At 60.1% G+C, this 15,114-nt stretch carries 13 protein-coding genes and 2 pseudogenes; 5 read left to right on the plus strand and 10 right to left on the minus strand.

All coding sequences use genetic code 11. The features are described 5' to 3' along the window. Positions 1–702: 702 nt before the first annotated feature. Together RCH09_RS18535 and RCH09_RS19750 are read right to left on the minus strand one after the other, a co-directional pair. Positions 703–3,303 (minus strand): excinuclease ABC subunit UvrA, encoded by a 2,601-nt coding sequence (locus RCH09_RS18535; RefSeq protein WP_326942631.1) that lies wholly within the window; start codon positions 3,301–3,303, stop codon positions 703–705. A 164-nt stretch (positions 3,304–3,467) separates the two neighbouring features. After that, a pseudogene (locus tag RCH09_RS19750) lies at positions 3,468–3,626 on the minus strand (IS3 family transposase); the annotation flags it as partial. A 313-nt stretch (positions 3,627–3,939) separates the two neighbouring features. Between RCH09_RS19750 and RCH09_RS18545 the strand changes: the two are divergent. The 3 genes from RCH09_RS18545 (at position 3,940) to RCH09_RS18555 (ending at position 5,528) form a co-directional block, all read left to right on the plus strand. Continuing rightward, positions 3,940–4,986: a DNA topoisomerase IB gene (locus RCH09_RS18545; protein ID WP_326942632.1), complete on the plus strand. Its 1,047-nt coding sequence runs from the start codon at positions 3,940–3,942 to the stop codon at positions 4,984–4,986. A gap of 202 nt (positions 4,987–5,188) precedes the next feature. Beyond that, on the plus strand, positions 5,189–5,290 hold the full coding sequence (locus RCH09_RS18550; protein WP_326942633.1) for a GMC oxidoreductase: 102 nt from the start codon (positions 5,189–5,191) through the stop codon (positions 5,288–5,290). Positions 5,291–5,387: 97 nt separating this feature from the next. Further along, positions 5,388–5,528, plus strand: coding sequence for a hypothetical protein (locus RCH09_RS18555; RefSeq protein ID WP_326942634.1), 141 nt, complete (start codon positions 5,388–5,390; stop codon positions 5,526–5,528). A 96-nt stretch (positions 5,529–5,624) separates the two neighbouring features. Here the strand turns inward: RCH09_RS18555 and RCH09_RS18560 are convergent, their stop codons facing one another. From RCH09_RS18560 to RCH09_RS18570, 3 genes are all read right to left on the minus strand, one after another. After that, on the minus strand, positions 5,625–6,902 hold the full coding sequence (locus RCH09_RS18560; protein WP_326942635.1) for a Y-family DNA polymerase: 1,278 nt from the start codon (positions 6,900–6,902) through the stop codon (positions 5,625–5,627). Positions 6,903–6,914: 12 nt separating this feature from the next. Beyond that, positions 6,915–7,343 (minus strand): LexA family protein, encoded by a 429-nt coding sequence (locus tag RCH09_RS18565; protein WP_326942636.1) that lies wholly within the window; start codon positions 7,341–7,343, stop codon positions 6,915–6,917. A 126-nt stretch (positions 7,344–7,469) separates the two neighbouring features. After that, complete coding sequence (locus RCH09_RS18570) at positions 7,470–7,793, minus strand: hypothetical protein (protein WP_326942637.1); 324 nt, start codon at positions 7,791–7,793, stop codon at positions 7,470–7,472. Positions 7,794–8,110: 317 nt separating this feature from the next. Here RCH09_RS18570 and RCH09_RS18575 point away from each other — a divergent pair, with 317 nt between their 5' ends. Together RCH09_RS18575 and RCH09_RS18580 are read left to right on the plus strand one after the other, a co-directional pair. Beyond that, positions 8,111–10,939: a DUF3857 domain-containing protein gene (locus tag RCH09_RS18575; RefSeq protein WP_326942638.1), complete on the plus strand. Its 2,829-nt coding sequence runs from the start codon at positions 8,111–8,113 to the stop codon at positions 10,937–10,939. A gap of 270 nt (positions 10,940–11,209) precedes the next feature. Further along, on the plus strand, positions 11,210–11,572 hold the full coding sequence (locus tag RCH09_RS18580; RefSeq protein ID WP_326942639.1) for a hypothetical protein: 363 nt from the start codon (positions 11,210–11,212) through the stop codon (positions 11,570–11,572). 486 nt (positions 11,573–12,058) lie between these two features. Here the strand turns inward: RCH09_RS18580 and RCH09_RS18585 are convergent, their stop codons facing one another. The 5 genes and pseudogenes from RCH09_RS18585 to RCH09_RS18605 form a co-directional block, all read right to left on the minus strand. Then, the gene (locus RCH09_RS18585) at positions 12,059–12,532 is read right to left on the minus strand and encodes a hypothetical protein (RefSeq protein WP_326942640.1); all 474 of its coding nucleotides are present in this window, start codon (positions 12,530–12,532) and stop codon (positions 12,059–12,061) included. Between the two features lie 49 nt (positions 12,533–12,581). After that, the gene (tnpC, locus tag RCH09_RS18590; protein WP_326942641.1) at positions 12,582–14,105 is read right to left on the minus strand and encodes an IS66 family transposase; all 1,524 of its coding nucleotides are present in this window, start codon (positions 14,103–14,105) and stop codon (positions 12,582–12,584) included. A gap of 61 nt (positions 14,106–14,166) precedes the next feature. After that, entirely contained in the window at positions 14,167–14,514 is a 348-nt protein-coding gene (gene tnpB, locus RCH09_RS18595; RefSeq protein WP_326942642.1) for an IS66 family insertion sequence element accessory protein TnpB, read from the minus strand. Beyond that, positions 14,508–14,936 carry an IS66 family insertion sequence element accessory protein TnpA gene (tnpA, locus tag RCH09_RS18600; RefSeq protein WP_326942643.1) on the minus strand — a complete coding sequence of 143 codons (429 nt, stop codon included), beginning with the start codon at positions 14,934–14,936 and terminating at the stop codon, positions 14,508–14,510. Before tnpA ends, tnpB begins: the two co-directional genes overlap by 7 nt. Continuing rightward, positions 14,864–15,114 (minus strand): annotated as a pseudogene (locus RCH09_RS18605) (hypothetical protein); the annotation flags it as partial. The gene tnpA and the pseudogene RCH09_RS18605, both read right to left, overlap by 73 nt.

A 15,114-nucleotide genomic window follows, 5' to 3' on the forward strand; every position in this document is an offset into this window, starting at 1 on the left:
CACAGGAAAAATCGCAAACGTTCGACGTAACGCGAACAAAAAATCCGCGCTACGCCGTCGAACAGGCGGAATTCGATTTGTTCCGCGTTTCCCTAGGGAAACTTTGTCCTAGGAAGGCAAAAAAATGGCGGCGATACGCGCATGTAATGACTCCGCGACTGACCTGCTCCCAGAAATCATGGACTTCCTCAAAGCCGTACGAGTGTTGTCCTCACCCCCCTTCGGTCAAAAACGGGTCGGTGCCAAAAGCCGTCGTCACACGAGGTAAAAGTACCTAAAAAACGAAGTAAACGTGCGAGAAAATGACGGCGTGTCTAACTTACCTGCCCGGAATTTCAAATCCCCCTGATGGGGCCGTGGAATCGTTGGCTGGACGGGCCTACGATTGTTAAAACGATCCGCGACCTGACACTGTCGATGAAGGCCAAGGCGACCTTCCCGGGCCGGGTGCGCCAGATCGTCATCCTGGTCGTCGGGCCTGAACCAAACGGTAACGGAGGTTCAATTGGCGTCTGGTAAATACGCCCTCGTGACCCATACACTTCCCGGCCAACAGCAGGTGCCTAAGTTAACGTGTTTGCATGATCCGCCCACAGGCGCAGCGCAGTGCAACTGATCGACGACCGTTTTTCACGCCGCCGGATGGCAATCGCTTCGGTCACGACCACGCGTAAGGCGTTTTCCTCACAGCGCAGCAGTGTTTCACGCCGCCACCAGTATGCTTGCCAGATAAGGCGCCGTGCGGCTGCAGCAATCTGCGGCGACTTTGTCAGGCGTGCCAGAAGCCACCAATTGGCCACCCTCATCGCCCGCGCCGGGTCCGACGTCGATCACCCAATCGCTCGCCGCAACCACCTGCATGTCGTGTTCCACGACGACGACGGTATTGCCGGCATCGACCAACGTGTCGAGTTGCGCGATCAGGCGTTCGACGTCGGCCGGGTGCAGACCGGTGGTCGGTTCGTCGAGAATATAAAGGGTGTCGCCGCGCTGCGGTCGTTGCAGTTCGGTTGCCAGCTTGACCCGCTGTGCCTCCCCGCCGGACAGTTCAGTGGCCGATTGTCCAAGCCGCAGGTAGCCGAGCCCGACCTCGCGCAACACCGTCAGCGGCCTTTGCAGCAGCAACTCGCCGTCGAAGAACTCCCATGCGTTATCGACCGTCATGCGCAGCACATCTGCGATCGTCCGTTCCCGGTAGCGAATCGCCAGCGTCGCGTCGTTGTAGCGGGCCCCATGGCAAGCTGGACAGGGCGTGTACACGCTGGGCAAAAACAGCAGCTCGACCATGACGTGTCCTTCCCCTTCGCAGGTAGCGCAGCGACCTCTGGCGACATTGAAGGAAAACCGGCCGGCATCGAATCGTTTTGCGCGTGCCGCCTTGGTCGAGGCAAACAGCTTGCGCACATGATCGAAAAGACCGGTGTAGGTGGCCAGGTTCGAGCGCGGCGTGCGTCCGATCGGCTTTTGATCCACGCGCACCAGACGGCGGATGTGCTCCATGCCGCTGACCACGCGGCCGCCAGTTGTGCCGCCCACCGGTTGGCCAAGGTCCGAAGCGTCGTCCACAGCGTCAATATCAGCGCTCGCTGCTGCCTGACCGAGGCAAGCGGCGGTCAGCTCGACTAGCGCTTGGCTGACCAGGGTTGATTTTCCCGAGCCGGAGATGCCGGTGACAGAGGTAAGCACACCGATCGGAAAGGAAGCGTCGACCTGCTTCAGATTGTTGCGGGTGACGCCGGCCAGGCGCAGCCAGGCGCGCGGTGTCCGCGGCTGGCGATGCCTTAGGCAGGGCGGTGCGAACAGGTAGCGCCGAGTGACCGACGCCTCAACCTGCGCCAAGCCGGCCGGCACACCGCTGTAGAGCACGTTGCCACCCCGTTCGCCGGCACCGGGGCCGACATCGACGATCCAGTCAGCCTGACGCACCACATCCAGGTCGTGCTCCACCACGAACAGCGAATTGCCCGCCGCCTTGAGCCGTGTCAGGGCCCGCAGCAACGCTTCGGTGTCGGCCGGATGCAGTCCGGCGGAAGGTTCGTCGAGGACATAGACGAACCCGAACAGGTTCGAGCGTATCTGGGTTGCCAGCCGCAGGCGCTGCAACTCCCCGGGGGAAAGCGTCGGCGTACTGCGTTCGAGCGTTAGGTAGCCCAGCCCGAGATCGAGCAGTACGGCGATGCGTTCGGCCAGGTCGCGTGTAATGCGCTGCGTGACCAACACTTTTTCCGGGTGTTTGCGTGCTTGCCGGATATTGACGTGCGCGCTGCCATCGGTATGCGGCTGCAGCAGGGTTGCCAGGCGCTTGAGCGGCAGGCGTGACATGTCGGCAATATCTAACCCCGCAAACCGCACGCTCAGCGCCGCCTGCTGCAGGCGTTTGCCGCCGCACAACGCGCAGTCGGCGCCGACCATGTAGCGCGCCACTCGCTTCTTCATCAATGCGCTTTGGGTACTGGCAAAGGTCTGCAGCACGTACTTGCGCACGCCGGTAAAGGTGCCCTGGTAGCTCGGCGCCATCTTGCGTTTTAAGGCAGCTTGTATTTCGGCAGCATTGAAACCGGCGTACACCGGTACAGTCGGCTGCTCGTCCGTAAACAAGATCCAGTCACGGTCCTTTTTCGGCAGATCGCGCCACGGCGTATCGACATCGTAGCCAAGCGTCATGAGGATTTCGCGCAGATTCTGGCCATGCCAGGCGGTCGGCCATGCCGCAATAGCGCGCTCGCGGATGGTCAGTGAATCGTCCGGCACCATCGAGCGTTCGGTGACTTCATAAACGCGGCCGAGGCCATGGCATTGGGTGCAGGCGCCCTCGGGCGTATTCGGGGAAAACGATTCTGCGTAAAGCAGCGCCTGGTGCGGCGGATAATCGCCGGCACGCGAATAGAGCATGCGCAGCAGGTTCGACAGGGTGGTGACGCTGCCAACCGAAGAGCGGGTGGTGGGGGAGCCGCGCTGCTGCTGCAATGCCACTGCCGGCGGCAGCCCATCGATCAGGTCGACTTCCGGCACGGCCATCTGATGAAAAAGGCGACGGGCATAGGGCGACACGGATTCCAGGTAGCGCCGCTGCGCCTCCGCATACAGGGTACCGAAGGCCAAGGACGACTTGCCCGAGCCGGATACGCCGGTGAATACCACCAGGGCGTCGCGCGGGATGTCGACATCGACATGCGCGAGATTATGTTCGCGCGCACCGCGCACCCTTACGAAACCGGGGCGCGGCCCTGCTGCAGCGGGCTGTGGCGATACGGGTGGACCCTGCACGATCGCCGACTTGGCGGTTTTTTTTGGAACGGTCATTGCTTGTATTGATGATGACCTGAGGACATGGAGGGAAAAGGTTAACCGCGCCATTCGACCGGTGTCTGTATGCCGCGCCACTTATGCAAGCTAAATGCCTCGCATCAGGCTCGTGTTGTCGCCACCGTACTTCTGACGACGCGAGATCGCGATCTGCGCGCTGCATAACTCGCGTGTAAATCACCACCGTTTTTGAAGACCTCATGCCAGGCCTTCAGGGAATCCTTCGTCGGATAACCCAGCTGGCAAATAACCGCCTTCGGCCGTTTCCCAAGCTTGATGTACAGCTTCGCCGCCCGCAGGCGCTCTTCGAACGAATACATGGACTGCATCCAAAGTAGTCCAAGATATTGTCCGCATTCCCAAATTTCTCTAAAATCATTGTCTGTGATTGACCTGGCATGCCAGCCAGGAAATTTAGCAGAGTTACTGTCGAGAACGACGATTCTGCGGGTAAGCCGAGCATGAAAATGCTCGGTAAATCCGAAGTAATCGTTAACACACAACATACTAAATTCCGCAAACCACATGCGCGTCTGCCCGCCAACACACTCGCGGCCCACGTCGAAGCAATCGCAGCAACCGCAACGCAGTGGCGCCTTGCGCTGGGGTAAATGTTGAGGTAACTTGGCAAGCATGAAGCCCGGTTCTGCCTTGCAATCCGTCGACATGCCCGAGGGCTTGCTGTATGCCAGCGACCAAACGCCTGGCTTTACCCGTACAAAGCGCGGAAAAAGTTTTGTTTATCGGCAGGCAGATGGCCAACAGCTGCGCGACGCCAAACATATTGCGCGGATTCAGAAGCTGGCGATTCCGCCGGCCTATACCGCGGTCTGGATTTGCCCAGACCCGCGAGGCCATATTCAAGCAACGGGGCGTGATGCACGTGGCCGCAAACAGTACCGCTATCACGCCGATTGGCGACGATCCAAAAGTGAAACTAAGTTTGACCGCCTGACCGAATTCGCTGCAGCGTTGCCGAGCATTCGGGCCAAAGTCAAACGCGACCTGGCTGCTCATACAGGAGCAGACGTCCAGCGCGGTACCGTTTTAGCCGCGATAGCGCGCTTGCTCGACACAACGTTAGTGCGGGTGGGCAACGACGAATACGCCCGCAGCAATGGCTCTTTTGGCTTGACCACGCTGCGCAAACGCCATGTCGATATTCAAGGCAGCCAGTTGCGCCTGCGCTTTCGCGGTAAAAGCGGCGTCCAGCACGATGTAACGCTTGCGGATCCGCGTATCGCACGCATTGTGCGCCGCTGCCAGGCGCTGCCCGGGCAGGAATTGTTCCACTATGCAGATGATAAAGGTGAGGTGCAAAGCGTCGGCTCAACGGATGTCAATGATTACCTAGAGGCGGCTTGCAAAGGAAAATTTACCGCCAAAGACTTCCGCACCTGGCACGGCAGCGTGCTGGCGTTGCAGCTGTGGCGCAAGCTTGGAGAAGCAGAGCAGCTACAGCCCACCGCGGCTCAGGCGAACCGCCTGCTGACTGAAGTAGCTGAGCTGCTCGGCAACACGCTAGCGGTATGCCGAAAATCATATGTGCATCCGCGGGTGTTGGCGTTACTTGCGGGCGAAACTGGAAGTCGTAAAGCTTCAGCAGGCGCGACCAAGCGCAGGGCGGGGCTGACGGCGAGTGAACAAGATTTTTTAGCGCTGCTGGCGGATAGTGGTTAATTTGCACAAGGTCTCCGAGGTTTTTTTCTACAGCTCGACGCATCAGTGCGGAACATAAGCAAGCCGGGGGTCAGGTCTCCGTTGGCAGATTTGTTACATGGTGAAATCTCCCCCCCGGGCCCATGCCACATTGAATGCCGCCCTAATGGTCGCTATTCGGGCGACCGTTGGAAGTGAATGGCACCCGGTGTGAACTTGTCGAATGGGGCTGGGCGCCGATGCGGCGGTGGACGCGGCGTTCACAGTTTACGGCCTGCGCAACCTGCGTGCGGCGGACGCGTCGGTGATGCCGCAGATCACCTAGGCCAACACAAATTTGCCAACCCTCATGCTGGCGGAAAAATTGGCTGACATGGTTTCAGGCCGGTCTGCCTCCCGCTGAGTAAACCATTCCCAGCCCGATGTTTGAATCCCTTCGCAGTCACGCCTATGTTTACCCGATGCTTGAGGTGGTGCACCTTGTTGAGATTGCCATGCTGCCGGGCAACTTGTTGGCGTTGGTAATGCGGGTTTTCGGCTTGGCCACGGCTTTATCAATTTGAGCGGTGGCTGTGTGAGGTGAAATCGCTTCGCGGTGCTGGTGCCATTGCCTGCGCCAGTTGATCACCTTCGCACAGCGGGGGCACAGTTATGCCACATTATCTGCAGCGAGCGATCTCATCCCAGTTCGTCGTGTAGGCGGGCGATTTCCGGTCCGACGTCATCTTCCAGCGCCCGCTGGGCCTTTCCCCAGAGACCTTCACGGTGCCTCTCCCGAACCGTGCGTTCAACCCGTCCAGCGTCGCCATCAACGCCAGGCGATCGGGCTCGTCACGCGGCGCGAACAGGTCGGCCTGGCCCATGCCTTCGGGACCGAACTCGCTCAAGATCACCCCGGCCTTCTTGTACCGGAACCCCGCCTTGAAGATCGAGCGCAGGCCGGCCGCCGCCCACGAGCAGAGGGTCAACGTGTCGGCCGTTGCCGTGATCAAGGGCAGGGACACGCTCGGGCAATACTGCGGATCCTCCGCCCGGAACCGGTCCGTCAGGATGAAGACCTGCACCATGCTGGCAACCGACTTCTGGGCCCGCAGCTTCCCGGCGGCATTGCCCATGAAATGCGTCAGGGCTTCCTGAAGATCATCGATGTCCGTGACACACTGGCCGAACGATCGGCTGCAAACGATCTGCTGCTTTGCCGGCGCCACTTCCTCGAGCTCGATGCATGGCTCCCCGCGCAGCTCGCGGATCGTCTTGGCCATGACCACGTCGTACCTGGCCCGCAGACGCGGCGCATCGGCGTCGCGCAGCTGCAGGACGGTCTCGATGCCGTCGTGGTTCAGCGAGGCGTTGAGCTTGCGACCGATCCCCCAGACCTCCCCGATTTCAAGATTGGACAGGACGCTGTCGACCTGGCGCACCGACAGCCGATTGAAATCGAACACGCCGCGGGAGTTCGGGTGCTTCTTGGCCACGTGATTGGCCAGCTTGGCCAGGGTCTTCGAGGAAGCGATGCCGACACAGACGGTGATTCCCGTGTTTTGCAGGACGGTCTTGCGGATCCGGTAGGCGCGCTCGGTGACGTCGGTGAACCCGGTGAGATCGAGGAAGGATTCGTCGATCGAATAGACCTCCTGGACGGGCGAGAAGTCGGAGAGCATCTGCATGACCCGGTTGCTGAGGCAGGCATACAAGGCGTAATTCGACGAAAACGCGACGATGCCATGCTTCTTCGCCAGCTCCTTCACCTTGAACCAGGGCTCCCCCATCTTCACGCCGAGGGCCTTGGTCTCGTTGGAGCGGGCCACCACGGCGCCATCGTTGTTGCTGAGCACCAGGACGGGCGTGGTTTCGAGGTCGGGGCGGAACACGCGCTCGCAGCTGCAGTAGAAGTTGTTGCAGTCGACCAGGGCGATGCTGCGTGGTGCCGTATTCATTGCCGGCGCCAATCAGGCGTTGAGGAGTTTGCGCAACCCGCAGGTCACCACGCCCCAAACCCGGAGCTCCTGGCCGTCCTTGAACTCCAGTGAGGCGTAGGCCGGATTCTCGGCCAGCAGGCGAACGACGCCGTCGCGTTGGTGCAGCCGCTTGACGGTGAACTCCTCATCCACGATCGCCAGCACGATGTGGCCGTGCCGCGGCGTGAGGGAGCGGTCGACCAGGATGGTGTCGCCATCGAAGATGTCGATATTGCGCATCGACTCGCCGGTGACCCGGAACAGGAAGGTGGCATCCTTGTTGAGCAGCAGGTGTTCGTTCAGGTCGATGCGCTTCTGGGTGTGGTCGGCGGCCGGGGAGGGGAAGCCAGCCGGGACGGCACACTGGAAAAATCCCAGGGTTGCCGAGGTGGCGGTGACGGGACGCGGAGAGGAGGGCATGATTTGGCGAAATATTACTGTATGGATGCACAGTATAGGCCAGCGGTCGAAGGAAGGGGGAACGCGATCGCCTGTGATGACGCGCCGGGGCGCTCCGTCACTGTAGCGGCGCGCGCCAGCCGGCCGCTACCAAGGCTCGTCGGAGGATTTGAAGCCTTTGTTCTGCAGATAAGACAAGAGAACCACGGCTGAGACCACATTGTAATTTTGATTTTTGTCGTTCAGTTTTGCGCCGAACGACCGCTTAAGGGTCCGAATCAACGCCTGCCGCTCGACCGTCGTGATAACGAGATGGCTGGTATGGCCATTCTTGTCCTCGTTCAAGTCGATTCCAGCAGCGAAAATTGCGGGCGTCACCCTCATCAAGGTTTCATCAAGATATTCGAGTTGCGCCGTTATTTTAGGCATTTCAGTAGCGAGTTTTCCAGAATTAACGCCAGGCGTTGGCATTCCAGGACTTGGCATCCTTTGGCAACGCCGTTGATCTCCACAGGTAAACCGTTGACCCGATATCCGCGCGAAAAACCTCTTTTTTCCAGGTCGTAACCAAGCGATCGGTCTTCTTGATGCTGTCCCGCTCAAGCCGTCATGGCATCGCGAGCGCAATGCCGTGTGTCCAATTGGAAGCTATCCGCTAGCGTCGTCTTCCATGCCGCCTCGACGCCAAGCGTAACCAAGCGAACATCGATAAAAATTGCTCGATTGACACTTTTATGTCAGCATCATTCTGGTCGCCGCGGACATCACGGCTTTTCCGGATTGACTTCATGCCAAACAAGGTCGTCGTTTTTTTCCTGCTAGCGCTCGGCATCCACGGTTCGTTGGCCAGCGCCGCAACGGTGAAAGGTGACGCCGCCGCGCCTGTCGCTTCAACAATGGCGAACACCCCCGTCGGCTTCACCTATGCGACCGCACCGGTGCCCGCATGGGTTGTCGCACCTGCCCCGGTGGCTGCGCCCGCCCTGGCGCGTTCGGCGATGCACTACGAACTCGTCGATTCCCAGATGCGTATCGAGGGTCCGAGCGCGACTACCTATTTCCGCCAGGTCCGGGTCATTGACGAGTCAGCAGGCATGGGGCCTGCCGCCCAGATCGAAATGGAATTCGATCCGGCCTACCAGAAACTGACGATGCATCACATCAGCATCCTGCGTGGGACGGCACTCATCGACAAGCTGAACCGCCAGAAAATCCAGCTTCTTCAGCGCGAGACCCAGCTCGACGCCCGTGCCTATAACGGCCGTGTGACTGCCTCGATCGTCCTCGACGATGTGCGGATCGGTGATCGGATCGATTTTGATTATTCGATCCAGGGCAGCAATCCGGTCTTCGACGGCCGCGCCGCGGCGACCGAATGGATGCTGGTGCAAAAAGGCCCTGCCGCACTCTTCCATTTTCGGGTACTGGCACCAGCCGACCGGGTCATCACGATCCAACCCGGCGCGCTGGTCACCGGTACCACCACCGTGCACGATGGATTACGCGATGCCCGCTTCGTACGCTCGGGCGTTGCCCAATGGCAAAATGAACCGGAGATGCCGCCAAGCGCCGCAATCGACACGATGGTCCAGGTGAGCGAATTCAGCGACTGGTCCGACGTCGGCCGCTGGGGAAGCAAGTTGTTTTCGCCGGCGCTGATCGCCGCGCCAGCCGTTCACCGAGAAGCCGACGCAATTAGCAGGGGCGCGGCGACGCCACAAGAGAAGCTGCTAGCCGCGCTAACCTTCGTACAGCGCGACATCCGTTACTTTGGTACCGAACTCGGGCAAAGCAGTCATCGGCCGGCACTTCCCGCGAAGGTGCTCGAGCAGCGGTTCGGGGATTGCAAGGACAAGGTGTCGCTCCTGATCGCGCTGCTGCGTGAACTCGGCATCGATGCCGAGCCGGTACTGGTGTCCATGACTTTCCAGGAGGACCTCCAGCGACTGCTACCAAGTCCCTTGGCATTCGATCATGTGATCGCGCGCGTCAGGCTCGACGACAAGGTCTACTGGCTTGATGGCACGCGCAATTTCCAGACGGGTGGGCTCGCATTGCGCCAGTCTACTGGACTGGGCAAAGGGCTGGTGCTGCGGTCCGACAGCCCGCTCCTGGTGGATCTGCCAAGCGCCGACAACGAGCTTAGGATCGATGTGCAGGATGTGCTGCGCGTGGCGCGCCTGGACATGCCGCCCGTCCTGGAATCGCGTATTACCTACTATGGTGTCATGGCGGAATATATTCGCGCGGGCCGTGCAGCGTTACCACAGGCGCAGTCGGAGGCCCTCCAGCGCGAGCCCTACACGCGCCTTTATCCGAAACTGCAGGACGCAGCCGCATTGCAAGCGATCGAAGAGCCGGGAGCGAATGCGCTGACCATCGTGCAACAGTTCACGTTGCCCGATTTCTGGCGGTTTCCCGAGGAACGGGTGCTCCAGGGCGAATTCCTGCTCTGGAATGTCTATCAAATGTTGCGCAGCCCATCCGAGACGACCCGTACGCAACCTTATCGCCATGCCTTCCCGGGAAATTACAAGCATTCCGTCGTCGTCGAGCTGCCCGCCGACATTTTGAAGGCGCAGGAGAGCCAGCCATTTCTAGAAGCAAACGACTTTTTTACCTTGAGGACGACCTACGAAGCAACGGCGCGGCGCGCAGCCATCAGCGCGAACCTGCAGGTCGACAAGCCCATGGTTGCTGCGGCACAGTGGAGCGCTTACCAGGCAGCTCTGGTTAAGACCCGCCCTCGCACGAACCTCCTCATTTCATTCCCGCCGCTAACCTTGGCCGACAAGGACCGCCTGATGGTCGCCTTGAAAGAGCTTGATAAAACCATGGCAAATGGTCCCCGGGCGACACGCCCCACGACACGGATTCAGGCTGAAAGCCAGGTGCGCGAGGTCATCCTCAGCGCCGAACTCGACAGCGGAATGCTCACACCGGCGCACCGGGCAGTAGCACTTGCAAAGCGTGGCGTACAGCGCGACCAAATCGACAAGGTCAAGCTGGCGGCAGCAGACTTCAAGGAGGCGGTCAGCCTGGCACAAGACAATGCCGTGGTGCTGTCCGAGGCAGCGGCCAACGCGACCTTGAACGCGGAAGATGCACAGGCGGTGGAGTTGGCCGAACGCGCATTGAAGCTGCTGCCAGGTGACTCGACCGCACTGTTGTCGCTGGCCACCGCGCGTTATTTCAAGGAAGATTATCACGGCGCCGCGACAGTCTGGAACAGCTTGCTTGCCAAGCGCGCGGAGGTTGAGCGCGGCTATGCGTTGGTATGGCTTTACCTCGCAACGCGTCACACGGGCGCGGACACGGCTGCAGCGCTGGCAACCTACCAGCGGTCGCCTGACGGTTCGGCCGACTGGCCGCGTCCCGTTGTCGATTGGCTGCTGGGCAAATCAACGCTTGACCAGACCATCGCCAAGGCGAAGGGAGACGGCAAGGATGCGTCCCGCCTGTGTGAAGCCTATTATTTTGCCGGTGAGCGCTTCCTGGCCGACGGTGATGTGCTGCAGGCCAAGGAATACTTCCAGAAAGCGGTCAATACCAACATCATCGAGTTTCGCGAATACGCGTTCGCTAAGCGGCGTCTTGCGATGCTGGATCCGCGCTGAACCGGCTATTCCGACGGATCGCCGTATCTGTATGGCACGGAGCAATCGTGGGGCAAATCCAGAATGTTGGCTGTATCGGCTTGAGGGCAGCGAGGCCAACTATGACTTCGCTGCTGCTGCGCTATCGCCGACCGTATGGGGCTTCAACAGTGCTAAGCCAATCGTTGTCGAGCGTCTGGATTTGTCGGGATACAGAGGATAGAAAAGGGCTGCTATCGGCCAAAAGCGGCCCGTCAACTCCAATCAACATCGATTCTTTAAAACTTTTACATGCCAAGAAATCATCCGGGAGAAGTCGAACACTTCGCATTTTTCAGCATGCACTTGGGAGGTCGATTCCAGTCGGCAGGGTTGAGAGTGCAATTTCATTACAACCAAGTTCCTGGAATCCACTTCAAGGTTGAGCCGCCCGCCGAATACGCCGAGGCGATTTTGAACGGACTTCAAAATGGACTTGCCTGCGATTTTCCCGAATTTCCGCTCACAGCAAGCGTGTGGATTAACGAAGTCATCGTCCATGACGTTGCCTCCTCTGAGGCAGCGTTTTACCGGGCGGGGCTGCTTGTGATAAGGCAGGCGCTAGCTTTGGTCGAGATAGCAGAATCGGGCAGTCTACTGAGCGTGCAACGCTAGCGTGACTGCGATGCTGTCTTTCTTGCGAAGACTGTTTCGGGACATTGCGACGATGATGTCAGCCGTGGATCGGCCCGAAGCTGTCATTGGCAACCTTCAAGGAGAACCGAGCATGGATTTTGATGGCGCTACACCGGTAGTGATCTCGCTGGCGAAAGAACTCATCACGGAGATGCAGCGAATAAACCCTTGTTGGGAGCGCGCATATTGGCGGTTTGTATCGGCAGACGATCGCTATGGGTCGAACGCCTCTTACGGAAATTTTCAAGCTAGTTGTCGCCCAATTTGTTCAAATTACGCTGCCGTTTTGAGTTCTGGGTGATGCTCCTTTCGATCCGCATTACTTGCGGCAGATTTTTCTGGATTCAGGTGCACAATCAGAACGGGTTTCCAGTTCCGTGTGGCACCGCTCCAGCGCTGGGGATGCCTTTTCTGTAACTACCCGAGCAACCCGTCTAGACCGATGGCTGTCGTTATGCCGTGTGCTTAAACGTCGATCAATTTGCGAAGGATTCGTGGTGTGACACGCCATGTGCTGTCGTCGCACTGCACGGACAAGGTTTTGGTATTGATCCGGATGACCGTGCCCACGCGCTCATGCAGGTATTTGTCGGTGAAGGTCACGGTGTCGCCGAGGTTGAATGCGCTCGGCGGTATCGGTGCCTGCGCCGGTGGTACGGGTGTCGATGGCGCACCTTGCTGGGCGGGGCCAATCAGCACGGCAGTATAGGGCAGGATCCATTGCGTACGTGTGCGCTCATCCTGGATGCGAAGGTCTTTCTGGCGCAGCTCGATCACGCGCCCTGGAGCGAGTGCGTTGATGCGATGATCGAAGAAGTTGACTGTCGCACCCTGATGCAACTGACGGCGTACTTCGAGGATGCGGGCAGGATCGGCCAGTAGCTGATTGACGATCAGGTTAAGCTCGTAGAGATCAATGCTGGGAGCGTGGCGCAGCATGTCGAGAAGGCGGGAATCCATGGCCGCATTTTACTGGACGCTGACTGTTTCATGAATCAGTGGGCCTCGTCAGTGGCAACAATTCGGCGAGCCGGCTTGAACGATGGGCCGGCAGCCGCATCAGCGTGTCTTTCAGCCATAGCCACGGATTGATGCCGTTCAATCTGGCCGTGCCCAGCAGCGAGTACATGGTGGCGGCCGCATTGCCGCCACGTGCCGAGCCAGCGAACAGATAGTTCGAGCGTCCCACCGCAATGGGCCTGATGGCGCGCTCCATGGCATTGTTGTCCGGCAGCAGAACGCCGTCCTCGGTGAAGCGCGCCAGCGCATCCCAGTTGCGCAAGGCATAGCCGAACGCCTGGGCCAGTGGCGACTGCGGCAACAGCTGCGGGAAATGGCCTTCGAGCCAGCGCCGCAGGTCTGTCAGCAGCGGCACACTGTGCTGCAAACGCGCGGCATGCTTGCGCAGCGGGTCCAGGTGCCTGATGCTGGCTTCGATCGCATACAGATTGGCGATCCATGTCAGCGCCTGGGCAGCCAAGCCCGGCGTCTTCTGTATCTTCGCAATCTCAAAGAAGCGGCGACGGCAATGCGCCCAGCAGCCGACTTCGATGACCCGGCCGCTTCGGTACAGTGCCTGGTAGCCGCTGTAGGCATCGGTATGCAGGTAGCCCCGGTAACCGGCAAAGAACGTCAGCGGATGGATCGCTTCACGCGAGAGTGCGAATTCAAACATGACTGCCGGCGGATAGTCGACCCACAGCCCATTCTCCTGCCGCTGTCCGGCACCGAGGTAGCCCCATAATCGCGCTGTCCTGGTACTGCTGCGGCCGGCCTGCCGTACCGGCAGCGTGGTGTCGTCCGAGTGCACGCGGGGGGCTGCCAGGATGTGGCGCTTGAGCGCCGGCAGCAGCGTTTCGAGCAACTCGGCAGTCCTCAGCTTCCAGTCACACAAGGTTGATTCGGCCAGCACGATTCCCTTGCGCGCAAAGGCGATTGCCTGCCGGTGCAGCGGCATATGATCGACGAAGGTGGCCACGCCGATTTGCGCCAATAGTCCAGCGCTGGCGTTCGACTTGGGTAAGGGAGAAGGTTGTGCAAAGGCGGTGCGTATTGTCGATTCACCGTCCTTGCGGCACGCATATTTGATACGGGCATGCTCGATGACGGTCAGTCTGGCGGGGGTGTAATCGAGTGTTTCCGAGACCTCGACACCGATGCGCTCGAGCCCATCGAATTCGGCTTTCTCGGCATCGGTCAAATCGTATTCGATACGCTCGCGCGGCAGGTCTTTGGGCAGTGCCGGCCGGCCTCGTCGGACGTGGCTTGTTACCGACGTGGCCGGTGCGATTGGTGGAACGGGTAAGGTGACGGTATCGACAAACAGGTCGGCCTGTCCACCCAGTTGCTCGGCGCTGGCCCCGAAGCGTGCCCGTACGAACTGGGCCAGTTGATGCTTGACGATTTCGAGCTGTTCCCACAGCTGACGGGCAATCTGGTGTTGCGCCAGCGCGATCGACCGGACCGCGGCGAGGTCGTCAGGCAGGTCGGCAATGTGCAGGGGCGCGAGCATGTACATGCAACGTATAAGGCTGCCAGGCGTTTACAGGATCGAGTAAAAAAGAGAGATTTTTTTATACGATCTGCGCGCCAGTCAGCGCGGCATGCGGCTGCACCGGCGGGATGTCGATGCCATCGAGCCACGCATGCAGTTCGGCCAGCGTCAGGCCGCGTTGCGCCAGGGCGCCGGGGGATGGAAAGCGGCCGCGTTCGAGCCGTTTGTACCAGAGCGCAAAGCCGGTGCGGTCCCAGTACAAAATCTTGACCTTGTGGCGATCACGCGCTACAAACACGAACAGGTGACCGGACATCGGGTGTTGGGCAAGCACCGGCTCGACCAGGTACGACAGGCCGTCAATGCCGTTGCGCATGTCGACCGGGTCGCGACATACATAGGCGCGGCAATGGCCGCCGATCAGCATCCGACACCGGTCATCCGGCCAAGCAGGTGCCGCACGATCCGGTCTGCGTGCGCGCCGGTCATCTCGATGCGAATGCCGCCGCTGGTAACGACGACGCTGTCGGCCGTAGACGCGCGTGGCACTGGCGCCTCTGCCAGCAGTGGGCGCCGGGTTCGCGATGCGCGGGACATCTCATCGCGCACCTCAGCCACCGCGATGAACATCGCGTCCGGCGTGGACAGCGACGCGAGCGCGCTGCCTGCATTGTCCTCGCGCAGCATCGCGCGTCGTTTATGGAAAGTGCTGGGAGCGACCCCGTTTGCCGCGCAAAATTTACGCACGCCCATGCCCGACTGCTCCTGCCGCGCAATCAGCTCGCGCCAAAATGGCTCGCCATGCCGGTAATACCGCGCCGCTGCAGATTCGTTGATTTCAACGCCCATCGCTTGACCTTCGTGTGATCGTCCAACCGCAACGGTCGCATAACGAGGTGATCAACGGAAGACGGGGATTCCCGGATACTTACCCTTTTCTTGGCCGCCTCATACACGTCGGTGCGTTTGCGTAGCAGCGCTGCGTCCAGGCGCGCATGGCGCTGTGACGGCGTTACGAATCCGATGG

This window comes from Actimicrobium sp. GrIS 1.19, from assembly GCF_035984655.1.
In the GTDB taxonomy this organism is placed as follows: Bacteria; Pseudomonadota; Gammaproteobacteria; order Burkholderiales; family Burkholderiaceae_D; genus Actimicrobium.

Excerpts from the sequence above, each read along its gene's own strand:
- RCH09_RS18545 (WP_326942632.1), top strand. The coding sequence starts at position 3,940 with ATGAAGCCCGGTTCTGCCTTGCAATCCGTCGACATGCCCGAGGGCTTG.
- RCH09_RS18585 (WP_326942640.1), bottom strand. The coding sequence starts at position 12,532 with ATGCTGCGCCACGCTCCCAGCATTGATCTCTACGAGCTTAACCTGATC.
- RCH09_RS18570 (WP_326942637.1), bottom strand. The coding sequence starts at position 7,793 with ATGCCAACGCCTGGCGTTAATTCTGGAAAACTCGCTACTGAAATGCCT.
- tnpA (WP_326942643.1), bottom strand. The coding sequence starts at position 14,936 with ATGGGCGTTGAAATCAACGAATCTGCAGCGGCGCGGTATTACCGGCAT.
- RCH09_RS18565 (WP_326942636.1), bottom strand. The coding sequence starts at position 7,343 with ATGCCCTCCTCTCCGCGTCCCGTCACCGCCACCTCGGCAACCCTGGGA.
- RCH09_RS18535 (WP_326942631.1), bottom strand. The coding sequence starts at position 3,303 with ATGACCGTTCCAAAAAAAACCGCCAAGTCGGCGATCGTGCAGGGTCCA.
- tnpC (WP_326942641.1), bottom strand. The coding sequence starts at position 14,105 with ATGCTCGCGCCCCTGCACATTGCCGACCTGCCTGACGACCTCGCCGCG.
- RCH09_RS18580 (WP_326942639.1), top strand. The coding sequence starts at position 11,210 with ATGCCAAGAAATCATCCGGGAGAAGTCGAACACTTCGCATTTTTCAGC.
- RCH09_RS18560 (WP_326942635.1), bottom strand. The coding sequence starts at position 6,902 with ATGAATACGGCACCACGCAGCATCGCCCTGGTCGACTGCAACAACTTC.
- tnpB (WP_326942642.1), bottom strand. The coding sequence starts at position 14,514 with ATGCTGATCGGCGGCCATTGCCGCGCCTATGTATGTCGCGACCCGGTC.
- RCH09_RS18555 (WP_326942634.1), top strand. The coding sequence starts at position 5,388 with ATGTTTGAATCCCTTCGCAGTCACGCCTATGTTTACCCGATGCTTGAG.
- RCH09_RS18575 (WP_326942638.1), top strand. The coding sequence starts at position 8,111 with ATGCCAAACAAGGTCGTCGTTTTTTTCCTGCTAGCGCTCGGCATCCAC.
- RCH09_RS18550 (WP_326942633.1), top strand. The coding sequence starts at position 5,189 with ATGGGGCTGGGCGCCGATGCGGCGGTGGACGCGGCGTTCACAGTTTAC.